21 protein-coding genes and 1 riboswitch are annotated in these 15,703 nt (G+C 43.6%); of the genes, 3 read left to right on the top strand and 18 right to left on the bottom strand.

The window, feature by feature from the left end:
- Positions 1-20 precede the first annotated feature (20 nt).
- From HZC12_02225 to HZC12_02210, 4 genes are all read right to left on the bottom strand, one after another.
- Entirely contained in the window at positions 21-485 is a 465-nt protein-coding gene (locus tag HZC12_02225; GenBank protein ID MBI5025546.1) for a DUF116 domain-containing protein, read from the bottom strand.
- A gap of 49 nt (positions 486-534) precedes the next feature.
- Positions 535-1,467 carry a methionyl-tRNA formyltransferase gene (locus HZC12_02220; GenBank protein ID MBI5025545.1) on the bottom strand — a complete coding sequence of 311 codons (933 nt, stop codon included), beginning with the start codon at positions 1,465-1,467 and terminating at the stop codon, positions 535-537.
- The gene (gene def, locus HZC12_02215; protein MBI5025544.1) at positions 1,464-1,994 is read right to left on the bottom strand and encodes a peptide deformylase; all 531 of its coding nucleotides are present in this window, start codon (positions 1,992-1,994) and stop codon (positions 1,464-1,466) included. Before def ends, HZC12_02220 begins: the two co-directional genes overlap by 4 nt.
- A gap of 301 nt (positions 1,995-2,295) precedes the next feature.
- Positions 2,296-2,625: a nucleotidyltransferase domain-containing protein gene (locus HZC12_02210; GenBank protein ID MBI5025543.1), complete on the bottom strand. Its 330-nt coding sequence runs from the start codon at positions 2,623-2,625 to the stop codon at positions 2,296-2,298.
- 361 nt (positions 2,626-2,986) lie between these two features.
- Here HZC12_02210 and HZC12_02205 point away from each other — a divergent pair, with 361 nt between their 5' ends.
- From HZC12_02205 to queF, 3 genes are all read left to right on the top strand, one after another.
- Entirely contained in the window at positions 2,987-3,175 is a 189-nt protein-coding gene (locus HZC12_02205) for a type II toxin-antitoxin system HicA family toxin (GenBank protein ID MBI5025542.1), read from the top strand.
- A gap of 16 nt (positions 3,176-3,191) precedes the next feature.
- The gene (locus HZC12_02200; GenBank protein ID MBI5025541.1) at positions 3,192-3,437 is read left to right on the top strand and encodes a type II toxin-antitoxin system HicB family antitoxin; all 246 of its coding nucleotides are present in this window, start codon (positions 3,192-3,194) and stop codon (positions 3,435-3,437) included.
- Positions 3,438-4,083: 646 nt separating this feature from the next.
- Entirely contained in the window at positions 4,084-4,455 is a 372-nt protein-coding gene (gene queF / locus HZC12_02195) for an NADPH-dependent 7-cyano-7-deazaguanine reductase QueF (protein MBI5025540.1), read from the top strand.
- 5 nt (positions 4,456-4,460) lie between these two features.
- Here queF and HZC12_02190 read toward each other — a convergent pair whose 3' ends face one another.
- The 14 genes from HZC12_02190 to HZC12_02125 all read right to left on the bottom strand — a co-directional run bounded on the left by HZC12_02190 (position 4,461) and on the right by HZC12_02125 (position 15,679).
- Positions 4,461-5,669, bottom strand: a complete 1,209-nt coding sequence (locus HZC12_02190; protein MBI5025539.1) for a methionine adenosyltransferase — start codon at positions 5,667-5,669, stop codon at positions 4,461-4,463.
- A 137-nt stretch (positions 5,670-5,806) separates the two neighbouring features.
- Positions 5,807-6,571, bottom strand: a complete 765-nt coding sequence (thiD, locus tag HZC12_02185) for a bifunctional hydroxymethylpyrimidine kinase/phosphomethylpyrimidine kinase (GenBank protein MBI5025538.1) — start codon at positions 6,569-6,571, stop codon at positions 5,807-5,809.
- Positions 6,572-7,861, bottom strand: coding sequence for a phosphomethylpyrimidine synthase ThiC (gene thiC, locus HZC12_02180; GenBank protein ID MBI5025537.1), 1,290 nt, complete (start codon positions 7,859-7,861; stop codon positions 6,572-6,574).
- On the bottom strand, positions 7,858-8,502 hold the full coding sequence (gene thiE, locus HZC12_02175) for a thiamine phosphate synthase (protein ID MBI5025536.1): 645 nt from the start codon (positions 8,500-8,502) through the stop codon (positions 7,858-7,860). The genes thiC and thiE overlap by 4 nt, the downstream gene beginning before the upstream one ends.
- Before the next feature lie 17 nt (positions 8,503-8,519).
- On the bottom strand, positions 8,520-9,290 hold the full coding sequence (locus HZC12_02170) for a thiazole synthase (protein MBI5025535.1): 771 nt from the start codon (positions 9,288-9,290) through the stop codon (positions 8,520-8,522).
- Between the two features lie 55 nt (positions 9,291-9,345).
- Positions 9,346-9,546, bottom strand: a complete 201-nt coding sequence (gene thiS, locus HZC12_02165; GenBank protein MBI5025534.1) for a sulfur carrier protein ThiS — start codon at positions 9,544-9,546, stop codon at positions 9,346-9,348.
- Between the two features lie 38 nt (positions 9,547-9,584).
- Positions 9,585-10,910 carry a [FeFe] hydrogenase H-cluster radical SAM maturase HydG gene (hydG, locus tag HZC12_02160; protein MBI5025533.1) on the bottom strand — a complete coding sequence of 442 codons (1,326 nt, stop codon included), beginning with the start codon at positions 10,908-10,910 and terminating at the stop codon, positions 9,585-9,587.
- 30 nt (positions 10,911-10,940) lie between these two features.
- Positions 10,941-11,044: riboswitch (TPP riboswitch) on the bottom strand.
- A gap of 107 nt (positions 11,045-11,151) precedes the next feature.
- Complete coding sequence (gene atpE / locus HZC12_02155; GenBank protein ID MBI5025532.1) at positions 11,152-11,502, bottom strand: ATP synthase F0 subunit C; 351 nt, start codon at positions 11,500-11,502, stop codon at positions 11,152-11,154.
- 24 nt (positions 11,503-11,526) lie between these two features.
- The gene (gene atpB / locus HZC12_02150) at positions 11,527-12,165 is read right to left on the bottom strand and encodes a F0F1 ATP synthase subunit A (protein MBI5025531.1); all 639 of its coding nucleotides are present in this window, start codon (positions 12,163-12,165) and stop codon (positions 11,527-11,529) included.
- A gap of 260 nt (positions 12,166-12,425) precedes the next feature.
- Complete coding sequence (locus HZC12_02145; GenBank protein ID MBI5025530.1) at positions 12,426-13,043, bottom strand: RNA ligase partner protein; 618 nt, start codon at positions 13,041-13,043, stop codon at positions 12,426-12,428.
- Entirely contained in the window at positions 13,024-14,337 is a 1,314-nt protein-coding gene (locus HZC12_02140) for a tetratricopeptide repeat protein (protein MBI5025529.1), read from the bottom strand. Before HZC12_02140 ends, HZC12_02145 begins: the two co-directional genes overlap by 20 nt.
- Positions 14,338-14,350: 13 nt before the next feature.
- The gene (rsfS, locus tag HZC12_02135) at positions 14,351-14,743 is read right to left on the bottom strand and encodes a ribosome silencing factor (GenBank protein MBI5025528.1); all 393 of its coding nucleotides are present in this window, start codon (positions 14,741-14,743) and stop codon (positions 14,351-14,353) included.
- A 100-nt stretch (positions 14,744-14,843) separates the two neighbouring features.
- Complete coding sequence (locus tag HZC12_02130; protein MBI5025527.1) at positions 14,844-15,545, bottom strand: nicotinate-nucleotide adenylyltransferase; 702 nt, start codon at positions 15,543-15,545, stop codon at positions 14,844-14,846.
- A complete protein-coding gene (locus tag HZC12_02125; GenBank protein MBI5025526.1) occupies positions 15,542-15,679 on the bottom strand; it encodes a hypothetical protein in 138 nt (45 codons plus the stop codon). Before HZC12_02125 ends, HZC12_02130 begins: the two co-directional genes overlap by 4 nt.
- Positions 15,680-15,703: the final 24 nt, after the last annotated feature.

The raw sequence follows: 15,703 nt of genomic DNA, 5'->3' as shown, positions 1-15,703 counted from the left end.
ATAATTTATAATTTCTAATTTCACCGAGAATTCCCAGCAAAGAACTTCAATGCATTCTTTACCTCACTAATATCAACCCTTGTATTAAAGCAGGGGCCAAATGGCCTCTCGTTTATAATGCCGAGGATTGGCAGGGGATATGTATCAATGATTCCACTGCTAAGGTCCCTCTCGCATGCAACAGCAACTATAGCTTCGGGTCTAGTCTCCACAACAACCCTCCTCGCTATGGTCCCTCCGGTTGCAACAAAAAGCTCAAGCCCGAGTTCCTTTGCAATCCGTGTAAAGTCCTTTATCTCACAGCGGCCACACCCTTCGCAATTATAGACATTGTAGGTTATCTTTATATTGCAGTCACTGAGCTGAAGGCAATGGGGCAGAAGAAGTAGAAGTCGCTTTGCAGGTTTCGGTCTCGATTTAAAGACAAGGCTGTTATTTGTATCAATCAGGAGCTTCTGGAGCCTGTCTTTCTTTATCTTGAACAGCCATCAAAAGATGAGGATAATCGGGTAACCGAGCCTTAAAAATATTCCCCTAATCCAGTTGTTCTTCAAATCTCATACCCTCTCTTATATTGTGGCCATGCAAAAAATCCGAAACAGTCATCTGTTTTTTGCCTTCGGGCTGAATCTCTTTTATAGATAGAACTTCTTCACCTGTGCCAACGATTAACTCACCCTTTGTGGCTTTTACTATAACCCCTGCAGGCCCATTGCCAGAAAGGGGTTCTGCCCATAAAATCCTGAGCCTCTTACCTTCAAGAAAAGAAAACGCCCCTGGCCATGGATAAAGCCCCCTTACAAGGTTATAAAGTTCATAAGCCCCCTTTGACCAGGAAATCCTGCCATCACCTTTTTTAAGCACTGGTGCATAACAGGCCTCTCCTGTTTGGGGGACTGGTTTTATGGATTTATTCTCCAGCCCCTCAAGTGTTTCAACAAGCAATTCAGCCCCAACTTTTGAAAGCTTCTCTGATAGAGTCCTGGCTGTATCTGTCCGCTCTATCTCTACCTCTTTCTGAAGTAATACCGGCCCTGTATCAAGGCCCTCATCCATCAGCATTGTTGTGACACCCGTAACTGTTTCACCATTTATTATAGCCCAGTTAATCGGGGCTGCTCCACGATATTTTGGCAGCAAAGAGGCATGGAGATTAATACAACCGTATTCTGGGAGGCGTATAATCTCTGAGGGGAGTATCTGTCCATAAGCTACAACCACTATTGCCTCTGGTTTTAAAGCCTCCAACTCCCTCATAAAGGACTTCTCCCTGACCTTTAACGGCTGGAGGATTTTAATCCCGAACCTTCGGGACTCAAGTTTCACAGCAGAGGCCTGCATCAGCCTCCCCCTTCCCTTTGGTCTATCAGGCTGGGTGACCACTGCAACTGTCTTGTGGCCTGATCTCAAAAGGGCATTGAGGGGCTGTAGGGCAAAATCAGGGGACCCAAAAAAAATAAGCCTCAGCTACCCTCCCTCAAAGCACGCATATACCGTTTTCTAAAAAATTCCCTTTTTATAGGGCTTATCCTATCAATTACCAGCACGCCATTTAAATGATCTATCTCATGTTGCAATGCCCTTGACAGAAGCCCTGTGCCCTCAATCTCAACAGGCCTCCCTTTCCTATCCAGGCCTTTTACCTTTATCTTTTCAGCCCTCCTGATAACAGTCAGATAACCAGGAATACTAAGGCAGCCTTCATCCCCCTCAACTTCTCCTTCTGTATAAACAATCTCAGGGTTTATAAGAACTATGAGGGGATACTCTTCCTGACGGTCGGTGCGACTCGTAACTGAGCTGCTTACATCTGTGACGATTAATCTCTTTGATACCCCCACCTGGGGAGCGGCCAGCCCAATACCCGGGGCAGCATACATGGTCTCAATCATATCATCAATGAGCTTCTGCAGTGCCCCATTGAATGTCTCAACAGGAGATGCCCTCTCTTTCAGAATTTTTTCTGGATATTTTTTTATCTCAAGCAAAGCCATAACTTAATTTACAGCATTTCTGCAGGAAATGACAAGATAGACACTGCTGCCGATAACATCCAGGGGTTCATGGCGTTTACGAGCATAAATAATGCAGGATAAGTTATTGCAGCTAGTGCCCTTGATACAGGCACTGAGTATCTTCGAAAGCATGATAGATTATATTGATGGCAGAGAAGAAATGCGAGACTCGTTCAGACCTTCAATTCTTTTTTCAAAAAGGCAAGGAATTTTTTAATCTCGCTCATCAAGAGTGCCCAGTTCCTTTTCTATCTCCGAGATCATTCCCCGCAGGATATCCTTATTCAATCATTATTCCCTCCGCCAAAACCCTTTCCTTGAAGTCCTCATGCAAATCTTCGAAGGGTTTCAGGTCGATACCGTACCTGCTCTCTTTTAAAAGATAGGCATATGCCCTGAAAAAATCCTCTGTCTTTAATCCTTTTATGATCAGGTCGATATCCGAGTGCTTGCCGAAACTGCCTGAAACGAGGGAGCCGCAGACATAGAGGGCGTCAAACGTGTACTGTTTCCTAAGAAGCAATGCAAGCCTCCCCGCCTCATTCAGGGCGTCTTCCCTGATGGCCTTTCTTTTCTTCCACCTCTCTTTGAGAACTACAGTCAGTGACATTTACGCTAATTATACCAGTTCTGAGAGAATCATGCTGCAACTTTGGGATTTTACCGGAAGGGACTCCATGCTCCTTTGACTTCGCACGGAACATTCCGACACTGCAAGGGGTCGCTTCAAGCCATGCCAGAGGCAAACATTGGCAAGGCTCGGCCAAGCCTCTCAGACATTTTTTCCTGAAATCTACATTGACAGAAATTTTCAAAAAGTGTAGTTTTTAACTGGAAACCTATAGTAAAAAAATCCGCATTGCGTCTACACTGCCAAATTGGGGGGGTATATACGCAATAGTTGCGGATACGAACAAGGTAGCGGACATATGAGCAAGTGAAGAATGGTATAATGTTTATATGAGGACTGAATGAAGTTCAGCGAATTGGTAAGACTTTTAGAGGAAAATGGCTTTAGAGTCATAAAAGAGAAGGGATCTATTAGATACTATGGAAAACCAGGGTGGGATAGACTAATTAGAGTAGATTATCATGGTTCAAAAGAAGTGCCTACTGGCACCTGTCATGCTATTTTGAAAGCAGCAGGCATAAAGAAATAAAGAGAGGAGGAGAGCAATGATTGAATTAGAATATACTTTGATAATCGAGGCTACTGAAGAGCCTGACTATTTTGGATTTTATTCGCCAGATTTAGAAGGTTTTTCAGGGATAGGACATTCTATCGAGGATTGTATTTACAAGGCTAAGTGGGGAATGATAGAGCATGTTAATCTCCTTAAGGAGCAAGGATTACCAGTTCCACCTAAAAATCCAAATCCAAAAATAGTTGTCCAAAATGAAGAAAAATTGGTTGCTGCATAGAATTAGTCATACGTCCGCTAACACAGCACAAACGACTAAAGTCCAAATTGATTTGCAACTTCGTTTGTGCTGAAACCGTTAGTTGTTCATTGCGGGCAGAGATTATTTTAATTAAGGAGGCAATATGAAAAGAATAACTCTAATTCTAATTTCTCTTCTGTTTTCATGCACATCTGTAAATTTGTCTCTCGTGAAGCCTGAATTTTTAGAACCCGAAGACCTGCATTTTTTCAGGAGTTAAGTTATGATCTCTCCGAAGCCAAAATTGTTGGTTTTCGTGGCATGCAGATTGAGGTTATAGAAGCCACAAATTCAGCAATAACCTTTATAGTAAAAACTAAGATGCAATAGTCAGGCTAAATAACTACCGGGAGAAATTTGGGGATTAAGTTTGAAATATGAATTTTTGGATAGAACCTGCCCGCAACGGCAGATAACTTTTGCAATGGAAACATCTATCCGCCGGCGATGTCACTTTGTCGGTGGAAATGATAATTTTACTGCATATGATCTCCTAAGAATCCTGTAATCCGTTGAATATTTCTTTTGCACGGCTTAACCCTTCCAGTCACCCGCACCGTCAGGGGTTTGGTCTGGTTTCCCTGCTCCCTTGCCTTTAAATAAATTCATAAGGTAAAGTAACTACATGAAGAAGAATCTAAAATATGGGGAAGAGGCAATCTTAAAGGCTAAACTTGAGAAATGGGACAATCCCTATCCCGACAGAGACTATAATGTCGAAATAAATTTCCCTGAGTTTTCATGCCTCTGCCCACGCTCAGGGTATCCTGATTATGCAACGATAAAAATAAATTACATACCTGACAAATTTATCGTTGAACTGAAGTCCTTAAAACTTTATCTGAATAAATTCAGAGACCAGTCATTGTCCCACGAGGCAGTGACCAATAAAATCTTTGATGATTTAAAAAAGCTCATTAAACCAAGGCGCCTCGAAGTAATTGGCGACTTCAATCCGAGGGGCAATGTAAAGACTGTTATAAGGGTTGCATCTTGAGGTATCTAACAAACAGGATATTTCCCCATTGCAAGTTCAAAGCAGAAATCCCCGATTCTTGAAAGCTCCTCCTCCATTATCTCCCTGCTTTTTCTTGTAACCTCATTCAAATCAGCACCATCTTCCACAGAAAGCTGGAGAGAAGCAACCTGAGGTTCATTTATAGGCGTCCCTATCCTGCTGAGAAGCAGGATATATACCTCTTTAAGCCCTTCTACACGTTCATAAATATCCCTTGCCACTTTGTGGGAAAAGATATTATAAATTTTCCCCACATGGCTTACAGGGTTCTTGCCTGCTGCTGCCTCTGTCCCCATAGGCCTGTTCATTGATATAAGACCGTTTACCCTGTTTCCACGGCCAACCTGGCCTGAATCAGCATCTTCAGCAGATGTTCCGAGGACGCTGAGATAGATGCCGCCGAGACCCCTGCCCTGCTTATCCAGCGTATTAAAGTGGACTTCAATCTCATTAAAGAAATCTTTAAACCCATCTTCAAGATGCCTGACCATAACTCTATGCAGCAATTCCTTCTTATTAAAGTAATCGGCCTCTGCATGGATATAGTCAGCGAGCATGGGCATTGCCACTGTTATGTCAAGATTTCTTCCGTCTCTCATGCCCATTACTTTAACATCCTCTCCTGTCTCAGGATAAAGGGATTTAAATTCAAAAGAATTTAAATATCCCTCGAGTGAAAGGACTGCCCTTTCAGTTGGGGTTAGGGGGTAATAACCAATAGCCGCAGATGTATCATTGGCAACCCTTATTTCTCCTGCCCTCATAAATATATCAGTCAGCTCTGTTGAGCCAGGGGCAAGCACAACTCTAAATCGAACATCCTTTTCAGGGTCCACAAAACGGAGGTTTTCCCTGAGCCACATCTTTGATGTCTCTACAGCAATATCTTCAACTTTAATCTTTCTTCCATTAGCCTCAAAAGTCGCCCTGTCGCCAATAATCAGCTCCATTGGTTTTATTACCCTGCCTCCTCCAAAGCTCCTCTGAACCTGGCCTGCTACAAGGAGTCCCTTGTCAATATTGTGGTGAAGTATTGTGCCGAACTCTTTTAAATATTCTTTGCTCAGGGCAACAGAAATAGACTCCATAATGGAGTCGCACATGTAGTCCGGGTGCCCCAGCCCCTTGCGTTCAACTATCTCGACCTTCTGGTCTGAGACTGGCGTGCCTCTGTAAAGTTCTACTTCAATCATAATTAATCTTACTGTAAAAACCTTCTTTTCCGCCACAGAGGTTTCAGAGAAATATTTTTCTTTACACTTTTCTCGTGAGCTCTGTGTTCTCTGTGTCCTCTGTGGCAAATTTTGACTTTTGTAAAGACTCAATCAGTTCAGAGATTCAATATCTTAAGGCCTCTCCCTATAGATAGAGAGGAATTTATGGCCTTCCAGACAAATTCTTTTGCTGCCACCACCGCCTTCTCTACATCATAACCGAGGGCAAGACAGGCAGTTATGGCCGATGAAAAAGCACAACCTGTGCCATGAAACTGGCCCTCAACTTTTTTCCCTTTTAAGAATAAAAATTCCTTACCATCCCATAAAAGGTCAAGGGTCTTTCCTGTTAGATGCCCGCCTGTGATGACTACTACCTCAGGCCCAAGTTCTTTTAACATTACAGCCGCCCTCTTCATCCCATCTTCATCTTCAATGTTTATGCCAGTAAAAATTGAGGCCTCATAAATATTCGGCGTTATCACCTTTGATACGGGAAAGAGATAGAGTTTTATAGCCTCTAATGCTTCATTTTTAATAAGTGATGTCCCTGTAGAGGATACTGTTACAGGGTCAACAACGAAATTTTTCAAAGAATAATCCTTTACTTTTTCAGCAACGATTTTTATGGCATCAGTGCTGTATAACATTCCTGTCTTTAAAGCATCGGGCCGGATGTCTCTAAGGATTACATCGAGTTGCATTGAAAAAAAATCAGGGGGCAAATCATAAATATCACAAACCCCTTCTGTATTCTGCGCGGTGAACACTGCAGGGACGCTGAGGCCATAAACCCCGAACGCCCTGAAAGTTTTTAAATCAGCCTGCAGCCCAGCGCCACCTGTGGGGTCTGAGCCTGCAATGGTGAGGGCAATCTTCATTTAAGAAATACCCTTTTTCAGTGCCCTTTCCACTGTCCTTATGGCGCAGAACTCGCCACACATGCTGCATACTTCTTTCTCAGCCGGAGGCGCCTCTGCCCTCCATTGCCTGACCCTGTCTGTATCAAAGCAGAGGGCAATCTGACCGTCCCAGTCAAGGGCCTTTCTCTTGTGTGCCATTTCCCTGTCTTTTTCAATGGCTCCTTTTACGCCCTTTGCAATGTCAGCGGCATGGGCAGCAATCCTCGATGCAATAACACCTTCCTTAACATTATCAAGACTCGGAAGCCTTATGTGCTCTGAAGGAGTTACATAGCAGAGAAAATCTGCTCCTGCAGCTCCTGCAATGGCGCCCCCTATTGCAGCAGCAATATGGTCATAGCCCATTGCAATATCAGTTACAAGTGGGCCGAGGACATAGAATGGCGCGCCCTTACAAATTTCTTTTTGAATTTTTACATTAAGCTCAATCTGATTTATTGGCACGTGACCCGGGCCCTCAATGATTGTCTGGATACCTTTGTCGATCGCCCTGTCTCTTAATTCTCCAAGTGTAAGCAGTTCTTCAATCTGGCTCCTGTCTGTTGCATCTGCAAGGCATCCGGGCCTCAGGCCATCACCGAGGCTTAAGGTAAGGTCATATTTTCTTGCAATCTCAAGCAGCCTGTCGTAATACTCATAAAGCGGGTTTTCCTTTTCATTGTATATCATCCATTCAACAAGAAAGGCGCCTCCACGGCTCACAACATCCAGTATCCTCCCTTCGTCCCTGAGCCTCTCAATGGCTTTTCTTGTAAGGCCGCAATGCACAGTGATAAAGTCCACGCCGTCTTCTGCGTGCTCCTCAATTGTTTTAAATAAATCATCAGGGCTCATCTTTGAGATAGAGCCATGGGTTTCCGCTGCCATGACAGCAGCCTCATAAATCGGGACTGTCCCTACTGTAATAGGCGATTTTCTGATGAGCAATCTCCTGAGGTCTTTTATAGGGCCTCCTGTTGAGAGATCCATAACTGCATCAGAACCATATCTCACAAGCAAATCCAGCTTCTGCATCTCTTCATCAAAAGATACCCTGTCTCTGGATGTGCCTATATTTGCATTGATCTTGGTACTGAGACCTCTGCCAATGCCAACAGGACTTATATCGTGTTTTATATTTTTAGGTATGACTGTAAGGCCATCTGCAATGTCAATTGCAATGTCCTCTGGCCTGAGCCCCTCAGCAAAGGCCACTTTTCTAATCTCTTCTGTAATTATTCCTTTTTTTGTTAGTTCAATTCTTGTCATTTATTCATCTCCCAAGACCTCATAAACTTTCTTGTCATCTCCCTGATATCCCCTGCACACAAAATAGCAGATATAAGGGCAACGCCATGTGCGCCTGTTTGTTTTAATTCACTTAACTTGTTTATATTAACGCCTCCAATGGCAAATACCGGAAGCCTTATTCTTTTACACACTTCTCTCAATGCCTCAATACCAACAGGTGGGCCGTACTTTAATTTTGAAGGCGTCTTATAGATAGGGCCAAAGGTTATAAAATCAGCGCCTGCTTTTTCTGCCTCTTCTGCCTCCTTCAGGCTATGAGTCGAGACCCCGATTAGAAGTCTCCTTTTCACAGCCTTTCTAACCGCACCTGGAGGGATGCTATTCTGGCCAAGATGAACGCCATCAGCATCTACACACAGGGCAATATCGAGCCTGTCATTGATAAAAAGTTTTGCATTATATTTTTTTGTCAATTCCCTCATTTTATATGCCAGCTCAAGTAATTCCCTTGTCCCCAAATCCTTCTCTCTGAGCTGCAGCGCCTTTAGCCCTCCCTTTAATGCCTCCTTAATAGCAGAGACGAGTGACGGGTGACGAGTGACGAGTTTTCTATCTGTTATTAGATAAACTCTAAAATCTATTGACTGTTTACTTGTCACTTGTCTCTCGTCACTCGTTAAAGCATTCCCTCTATCGGGCTGCTTGCAGTGGCGTATAATTTTCTTTGTATCCTGCCAGCCCTGTAAGCAAGCCTTCCTGCAATTACAGCATGCTTCATGGCCTCTGCCATGGCAATGGGGTCTTTGGCTCCTGCAATGCCTGTATTGATAAGCACTGCATCACAGCCAAGCTCCATCGCTATAGTAGCATCTGAGGCCGTCCCAACACCTGCATCCACTATTACAGGGACATTAACCATTTCAAGAATGATTTTAATGTTATATGGATTCCTCACACCGAGGCCAGAACCAATTGGGGCACCCAGAGGCATGACAGCCGCAGCGCCTGCATCAACCAGCCTCATCGCGATAACAGGGTCATCATTGGTGTATGGAAGGACGATAAAGCCTTCCTTCGCAAGAATCTCTGTTGCCTTCAAAAGGCCGCCTGTATCAGGGAAGAGGGTCTTCTCATCGCCGATGACCTCGAGCTTTATCATGTCAGAAATCCCCGCCTCCCTCGCAAGCCTTGCATACCGAAGGCTATCCTCAACCGTGTAGCACCCTGCAGTGTTCGGAAGTATCTTGTATTTCTTCGGGTCTATGTAATCGAGGAGGTTTTCCTTGCTCCTGTCAGTGATATTAACCCTCCTCACTGCAACAGTAACAACATCAGCCCCTGATGCCTCAACAGCCCTTTTTGTTTCTTCAAAATCCCTGTATTTCCCTGTCCCAACCCACAGCCTCGACTTGAATTCTATGCCCCTTATAACAAACCTATCTTCCATCAATCTTCTCCTTAGAAATTATTTAAAAATTTTTAATTTGCATTTTGGATCTGATTTATCCTCCACCTACAAAACTGACAATCTCAATGCTGTCTCCGTCTTTAAGGCGATGCTCCTGATAGTTCTGTTTCTTTATCACCTCAAGATTAACCTCAACAGCTACTCTCATGGGCTCTATATTCATGCTTTTAAGAAGCCTTCCCACTGTAAAACCGTCTTCAAATTCCGTTACACTTCCATTTAATCTAATCATCATAACTTTTAACTCTTAACATTTAACTCTTAACTTCTTACTTATACATGAATATCCCTTTTACCTTTTTCTATCTGCTGAAGCTTTTCAAAAAGCCCATTACCTGTTTTCAAGGCTTCTTCTTTTATCCTTCTTTCAAGCAGCAACTTTAACTCCTCAGGCGCATAGTCTTCTACATATTCTTTCAAACTCAGAATAGCATTTATCTGGCAGAGATTTTTTATGCCACCGTCCTCGGCAAGGTGCCTGAAGGTATCACCACTCCTGCCTTCCCTGTAACATGCTGTACAGAAGCTCGGCAAAAGCCCCATGCTTGCAATCTTTCCTACAACCTCTTCAAGGTTTCTCCTGTCCCCTATCTCGAATTGTTCTGTGTCACCACCTTCCATATAACCTGCAGGGCTTGTCCTCGAGCCGGCTGATATTTGAGATGCACCTATTAAAAGAAGTTCATCTCTGAGATATGCAGGCTCCCTCGTAGAAACAACAACACCGACATAGGGCAGGGCGAGTCTGTATATTGCAACTGTTTTTTTGAAATCACTATCTGATACTGCATAGGGGGCTTCTTTAAGTTCTGCGCCCTGTGCAGGTTGAAGTCTTGGAACAGAAATAGTATGAGGGCCAAAGCCGTATTTCTCTACAAGCCTGTGGGCATGGGCAATAAGCGCAAAGGCATCCCAACGCCAGTCATGCAGGCCAAGGAGCACTCCCATGCCCACATCCTCAAAACCGGCATCTATTGCCCTGTCCATAACATTGAGTCTCCAGTAATAATCTGCTTTTGGACCTGATGGGTGCATAACTCTATAAGTTGGAATGTGATAGGTCTCCTGGAAACATTGATAAACACCCGCACCTGAAGCCTTTAGTCTTTTAAATTCATTTAATCCCATAGGTGCGGAATTAACGTGGAGGATTCTTATGTCAGTCCTTTTGTAGATGGCATCAATCACCCCTTCAAGGTAATTTACAGCCCCGGCAAGCTCTCCTGTAACAAGAAGTAACCTCTTGTATCCCCGAGATGAAAGTATTGATGCCTCTGCCACTGCTTCTTCGATACTCAGGGTCTTCCTCTTTGCCTCCTGATTGCCTCTTCTGAAGCCACAGTAAAGGCAGTTGTTCATGCACTCATTGGATAGGTAGAGCGGTGCAAAAAGCACAACCCTTTTACCGTAAACTTTTTCCTTAACCATAGCAGAGGCATTAAAGACCTCTTCCCACATGGCCTGGTCTCTGAGAGCTATAAGGGCTGAAACTTCTGTGAGGCTTAATATCTCTAAGTCCAGAGCCCTGGCAAGGACTTCCCTGATTCTGGCAGGGCTGTCATTAGATGTGCTGGTTTCTTTTGTTTCTATCGCTTTCATGCAAACAAAAAAACCGTATCCCTGGAGAGATACGGTTATCACTCCCTTTCCTACGCTGGCATTACCCAGTTCAGGTTCAGGGGTCTCCCGACTATTCGGGACTCTCAGGCCTATGGCCTCCCCCAGGGTTAGTCTTTAGTATACGCAGCTAACTATAGGGCTGTCAAGGGAAAGCTTTCTCCGAAAATCCAAAAAATAGAGTAAAAGAAATGGGAAAAAGGGCAGGATACCTGCCCTTTTTCTATATTTTGAATGGATTCGCAAAGAGGATGATAAGAACCACAACAAGGGCGTAGATTGCAAGAGACTCAATCATCGCAAGACCGATGATGAGGGTTGTTGTTATCTTCCCTGAAGTCCCCGGGTTCCTCGCTATTCCTTCGCATGCTTTGCTTACGCCAATGCCCTGGCCTATGCCTGTGCCAACAGCAGCTATGCCAACGCCTATAGCACACCCTAAAGCTGCCATTGCATAATATTTGAGTTTGGCATCTCCTGCAGCGCCCTGGGCAGCTTCTTCAGCCAATGCCAAGGGGGCAAGTATACTCAGAAGGGTCAGGGAAAGCAAAGCTATTAACACAAATCTTTTCATTGATCCTCCTCCTTTCATATATTTTTAGTGCTCCTCTGCTTCAACTGCACCTGATAGATAGAGCATTGTCAAAATGACAAATACAAGGGCCTGCACTATACATACAAGAACCCCAATACTCAGGATAAAAAGGTTTAATATAGCTGATGGGATTATGGTTATAGCCGGCACAATGAAAGCTACTACTACAAGGACTGAGAGAACCAGGTGCTTGGCAATCATGTTGCCAAAGAGCCTGACAGAGAGGGTCACCGGCCTTGTAAGATGCCCTACAAATTCAATAAAGAACATGAGTATCATCAACGGCAGAGCAAAGATAGACCTCATTGGGCCGAGGAAGTGCTTTATATAGCCAAAGCCATGAGTCTTGATGCCAAAGTAATGAGTCGCAAGGAATACAGGGAGTGCAAGTGAGGCAGTGGTATTTATGTTACTCGTTGGAGACTCAAACCCAGGGATAAGGCCCATAAAATTACCGATGAGTATATACAGGCCTAATGCACCTATTAATGGAAAAAATTTCCTTCCCCAGTGGTTGCCTATTGTATCCTCGGTGAGCTTTAAAAATGCTTCAACTATTGATTCTGTAAAATTCTGTATACCAACAGGGACGATACTCATCGACACTCTTATAAGAAGAGAACTGCCTATGAGGATAATCATTGCAAGCCATGAATGAATCACATAAGGCGGTATGCTTTCAAAATGTAAAAATACTGGCGCTTCCTGCAATAGTGGCCTCCCAAGGGAAAAATCTTTGCTATGTTACTTAAGACACACATAAAAGTCAAGGACGCTAATAGCCTCATAATAAAAAGTAATCACAAGCAAAATTGCCTTAAAAATATTGTCTCAAGGCTACTGGTAAAGGAGACAGCGGGTTAATTTCTTCTCCATCTTTCTACTCTCTACTTTCTACTTGACTAAGGAGAAGGCTTGAGGACTTTAGATTTTTTGATTGAACTCAAAAGATATTCTTTGAATTTGTTTGGAAAGAGCCATTTAATTCCCATCTTTTCAGCCCACTTTATAACTCCCTGGTCTGCTGTAACAAGGAGTGCATCTAATTCCTTGGCCAGAAGTATGAGGTCAACATCCTCTTTGCTGTCAATTATTCCCTCCCTCAGCGCCTCTCTGTAATTCTTTCTCAGCTCCTGAATAATTTCCTGCTCTGGCGCTTTGGATACTGTCCGGACAGCTTTTTCTGCAACCCTGAGGCCCTTGTTAATCCTGTCACGCACATCCTCGATAAGTTCATAAAGCAAGAATGCAGGGCAACTAAGCTCGTGCTTGCTGGGTGGTTTTTGATGAAGGATAACAAGCAGGTCTCCGGATATTTTATCCTGATCGACAAAATTTAACAGCTCTTTAAAGATAGACGGCGGCATGTAAAAATCAAGGATTGGTATCTGGGCTGCAAGGAAAAGAAAGGTTTCAAGGGCCTCGGTTGGGGTATCTCCCAATCCGCCACGAACCTCTGGATTCACGAATAGACTCGTATCCAGAACAACTTTTTCTTTTCTATATCTTGCAGCTTCCATCCATATCAAGGATGAAGGTATCCCAGCGCTTGCATTTAGGACAGCGCCCACTCCAGTCTTTAGATTTATAACCACAGTTGTTACAGCAGTAAGGGACGAGGAGCAGTTTCTTAAGCTTTAAAGCTTTCTTAAATTCCTCTGCAGCTTTGTCGTACTGCATGCGCCTCTGGTATATATTGCCGAGCAGGTTGTGTAAATCAGGATAATCCAGGCTACCTGCATCCATAGATACAACCGTTTCATAGGCGTCATCTATCATCTCAAGGCGGTAATAAAGTTTTGCAAGGAAAAATTGAAGTTTTTGATCTTTTGGATCTTTTTGAACAGCCTTCTGATACAGGCCTATAATCTTACCTGGCTCTCCGAGGGCTATGAAAAGGTCTTCAAGCCTTGCAAGGAAAACAAGTGAAGAAGTCGTCTCATACCCCCTCGTAAGAAGTTCTTCAGCTTCTTCAACTTCCCCATCCCTGAGATAGGCCTCAGCAAGGGCAAGATATGCCGGAATAAAATCCTTGTCCTGCCTGACAACTGCCCTTAAGAGCTTTTTAGCTCTATCAACATCGCCGCTCTCGAGGTAGTGTCGCCCTAATTCATATTTATACCCTATGAGGTTTTTATGTTCTCGCTCTTTCTCACGCTCAGGCAGCTCGCTCTTGAGAATCTTGTACTGGACATCAAGGAGCGAGTCCCACCGTTTCATATTTTCAAAGGCATCTCTTTTACGGTAAAGAGCAAGAGGGCTCTCTTCATCTATTTCAAGGATATTATCAAGATATCTTAAGGCCTCCTGCCACTTCTGCTCTGCCTCAAAAACCTTCTCGAGGGAAAACAGGATCTCGATGTTTCTGGGGCTGAGTTCTTTTGCCTTTATGTAGTAATCCTTTGCCTTTATTATATCTCCTGAATTGAAGGCTAAATCCCCCAGCCTGAGAAGACTGTTTATATGGTTTGGCTCTTCCTGGATAATACGGCTGAAGTGTTCCTCGGCCTCCTGTTCCCTGAAAGCAACAAGGGCATCCAGCCCCTTTGTATAATATTCCTGAAGCCGGGATTCTTTTTTCTGCTGCCTGACGTTTTGCCAGTTCTCGATATAACGCCTGGCATCCCTGACGACAATAACAGCAAGCATGGCCAGTGCCCCGAGGGCACTTGAGAAGAGTATCAGGGCAATCTTGGGTATTTCGTAAATGGAGTCCGGCCCAAACCTCATAGTAACAGTCTCTTTATTAAGAATGGCCAGATAGCCGAGGGCTGCAACAAAAATTATAAGTAAAAATATCGCAAACTTTCCCATCTTCCTTTATCCGTTAGTATAAGGCTCTTTTACCTCTCTTGCCCAATATATCTTTATCTTGATTTACAGGTATTCGAGGGGCATCGAGCCAGAGTTTTTCAAGTTCGTAATAAGCCCTCGTCTCTGCATCAAAGATGTGGACTATCACGTCGCCATAATCCATCAAAATCCAGCAGGCATTATTCAACCCTTCAATGTTAAGCGGAAGAATTTTACTCTTTGAAAGTTTTTTCTCTATTTCTTCCGCTAATGCTTTAACCTGTCTGGAGCTTTCTCCAGAACAGATTACAAAGTAATCCGCTATTACTGAAAGGCCCTTCAATTCAAGGACAAGGACATCACTGGCTTTTTTATCCAGAGCTACCCTCGCCGCTTTAAGTGCTTCTTCTTTACTGTTTAAAGGTATACCCTCCCTTCTCTAAGTCAGTTACAAGTTAATAGTAACGAGTAACAAGTATGGCTGACAATCTCTTTCTTAATCCCTTAAACTCGTTACTCGTAACTCGTCACTTGTCACTAAAATACAGCTTATTAAAAATTATATAAGATTCTACTGCATCTGGCAATAAATATTTTATGCTCATTCCGCTTCTCACAAGCCTCCTTATGGCTGTTGCGGATATATCCATGAGTGTGACATTAAGCAGGAAACCCTCCCTGCCACTTTTAAGACTTATCTTATGACTTTGGAGTTCGCAGGTGTCAAGTTCTGAAAGAATCCTGGCATCTGTTGTTATCATTGAGGAAAGGTTTGAGAAATGGAATCCAGGCCTTGATATTATTATAAAATTTGTCAGCTCCATAAGCCTTTCTGGCTGGTACCACGAAGGAATATCCAGGAATGAGTCAATCCCCAGGATGAGATAGAACTCCTTGTCTGGATAAATCTCTCGCAGTGCCATGATAGTCTCAACAGTGTACGACTTTCCTACCTGCCTGCACTCTATATCCGATATTTGAAATAACGGATTTGTCTCTATGGAAAGTCTGGTCATCTCGTATCTGTGCTCTGCAGGTGCGAGGTCTTCGACCTTCAGAGGGGGGGTACCTGAAGGGATGAAGAGTATCTTTCCGAGGCCAATTCTTTCCCTCACCTCTTCAGCAGCCCTGAGGTGCCCGTAATGGATGGGGTTGAATGTCCCTCCGAACATGCCGATTTTATTATTATTTGCCTTTACGTCCCCCTTTTTTAGCATGTTATTTTTCATAATACATTTTTCCTGAAAGGTCTAAGCTTAAAAGCAATCGCAAAACTTTTTGAATTTAAAATTTTTTTCTTTAGCCCCTCATATGGGGGAAATGCCCCTCCATAGCCTATGACCCGTCTTGCTTTAGCTATCATCTCAAGTTGTTCAGCAGTCCAATT

Source organism: Nitrospirota bacterium (genome assembly GCA_016214385.1).
Taxonomy (GTDB): domain Bacteria; phylum Nitrospirota; class Thermodesulfovibrionia; order UBA6902; family JACROP01; genus JACROP01.
Note: the sequence above shows the minus strand (reverse complement) of the source record. Positions and strands in the feature narration are given on the sequence as shown.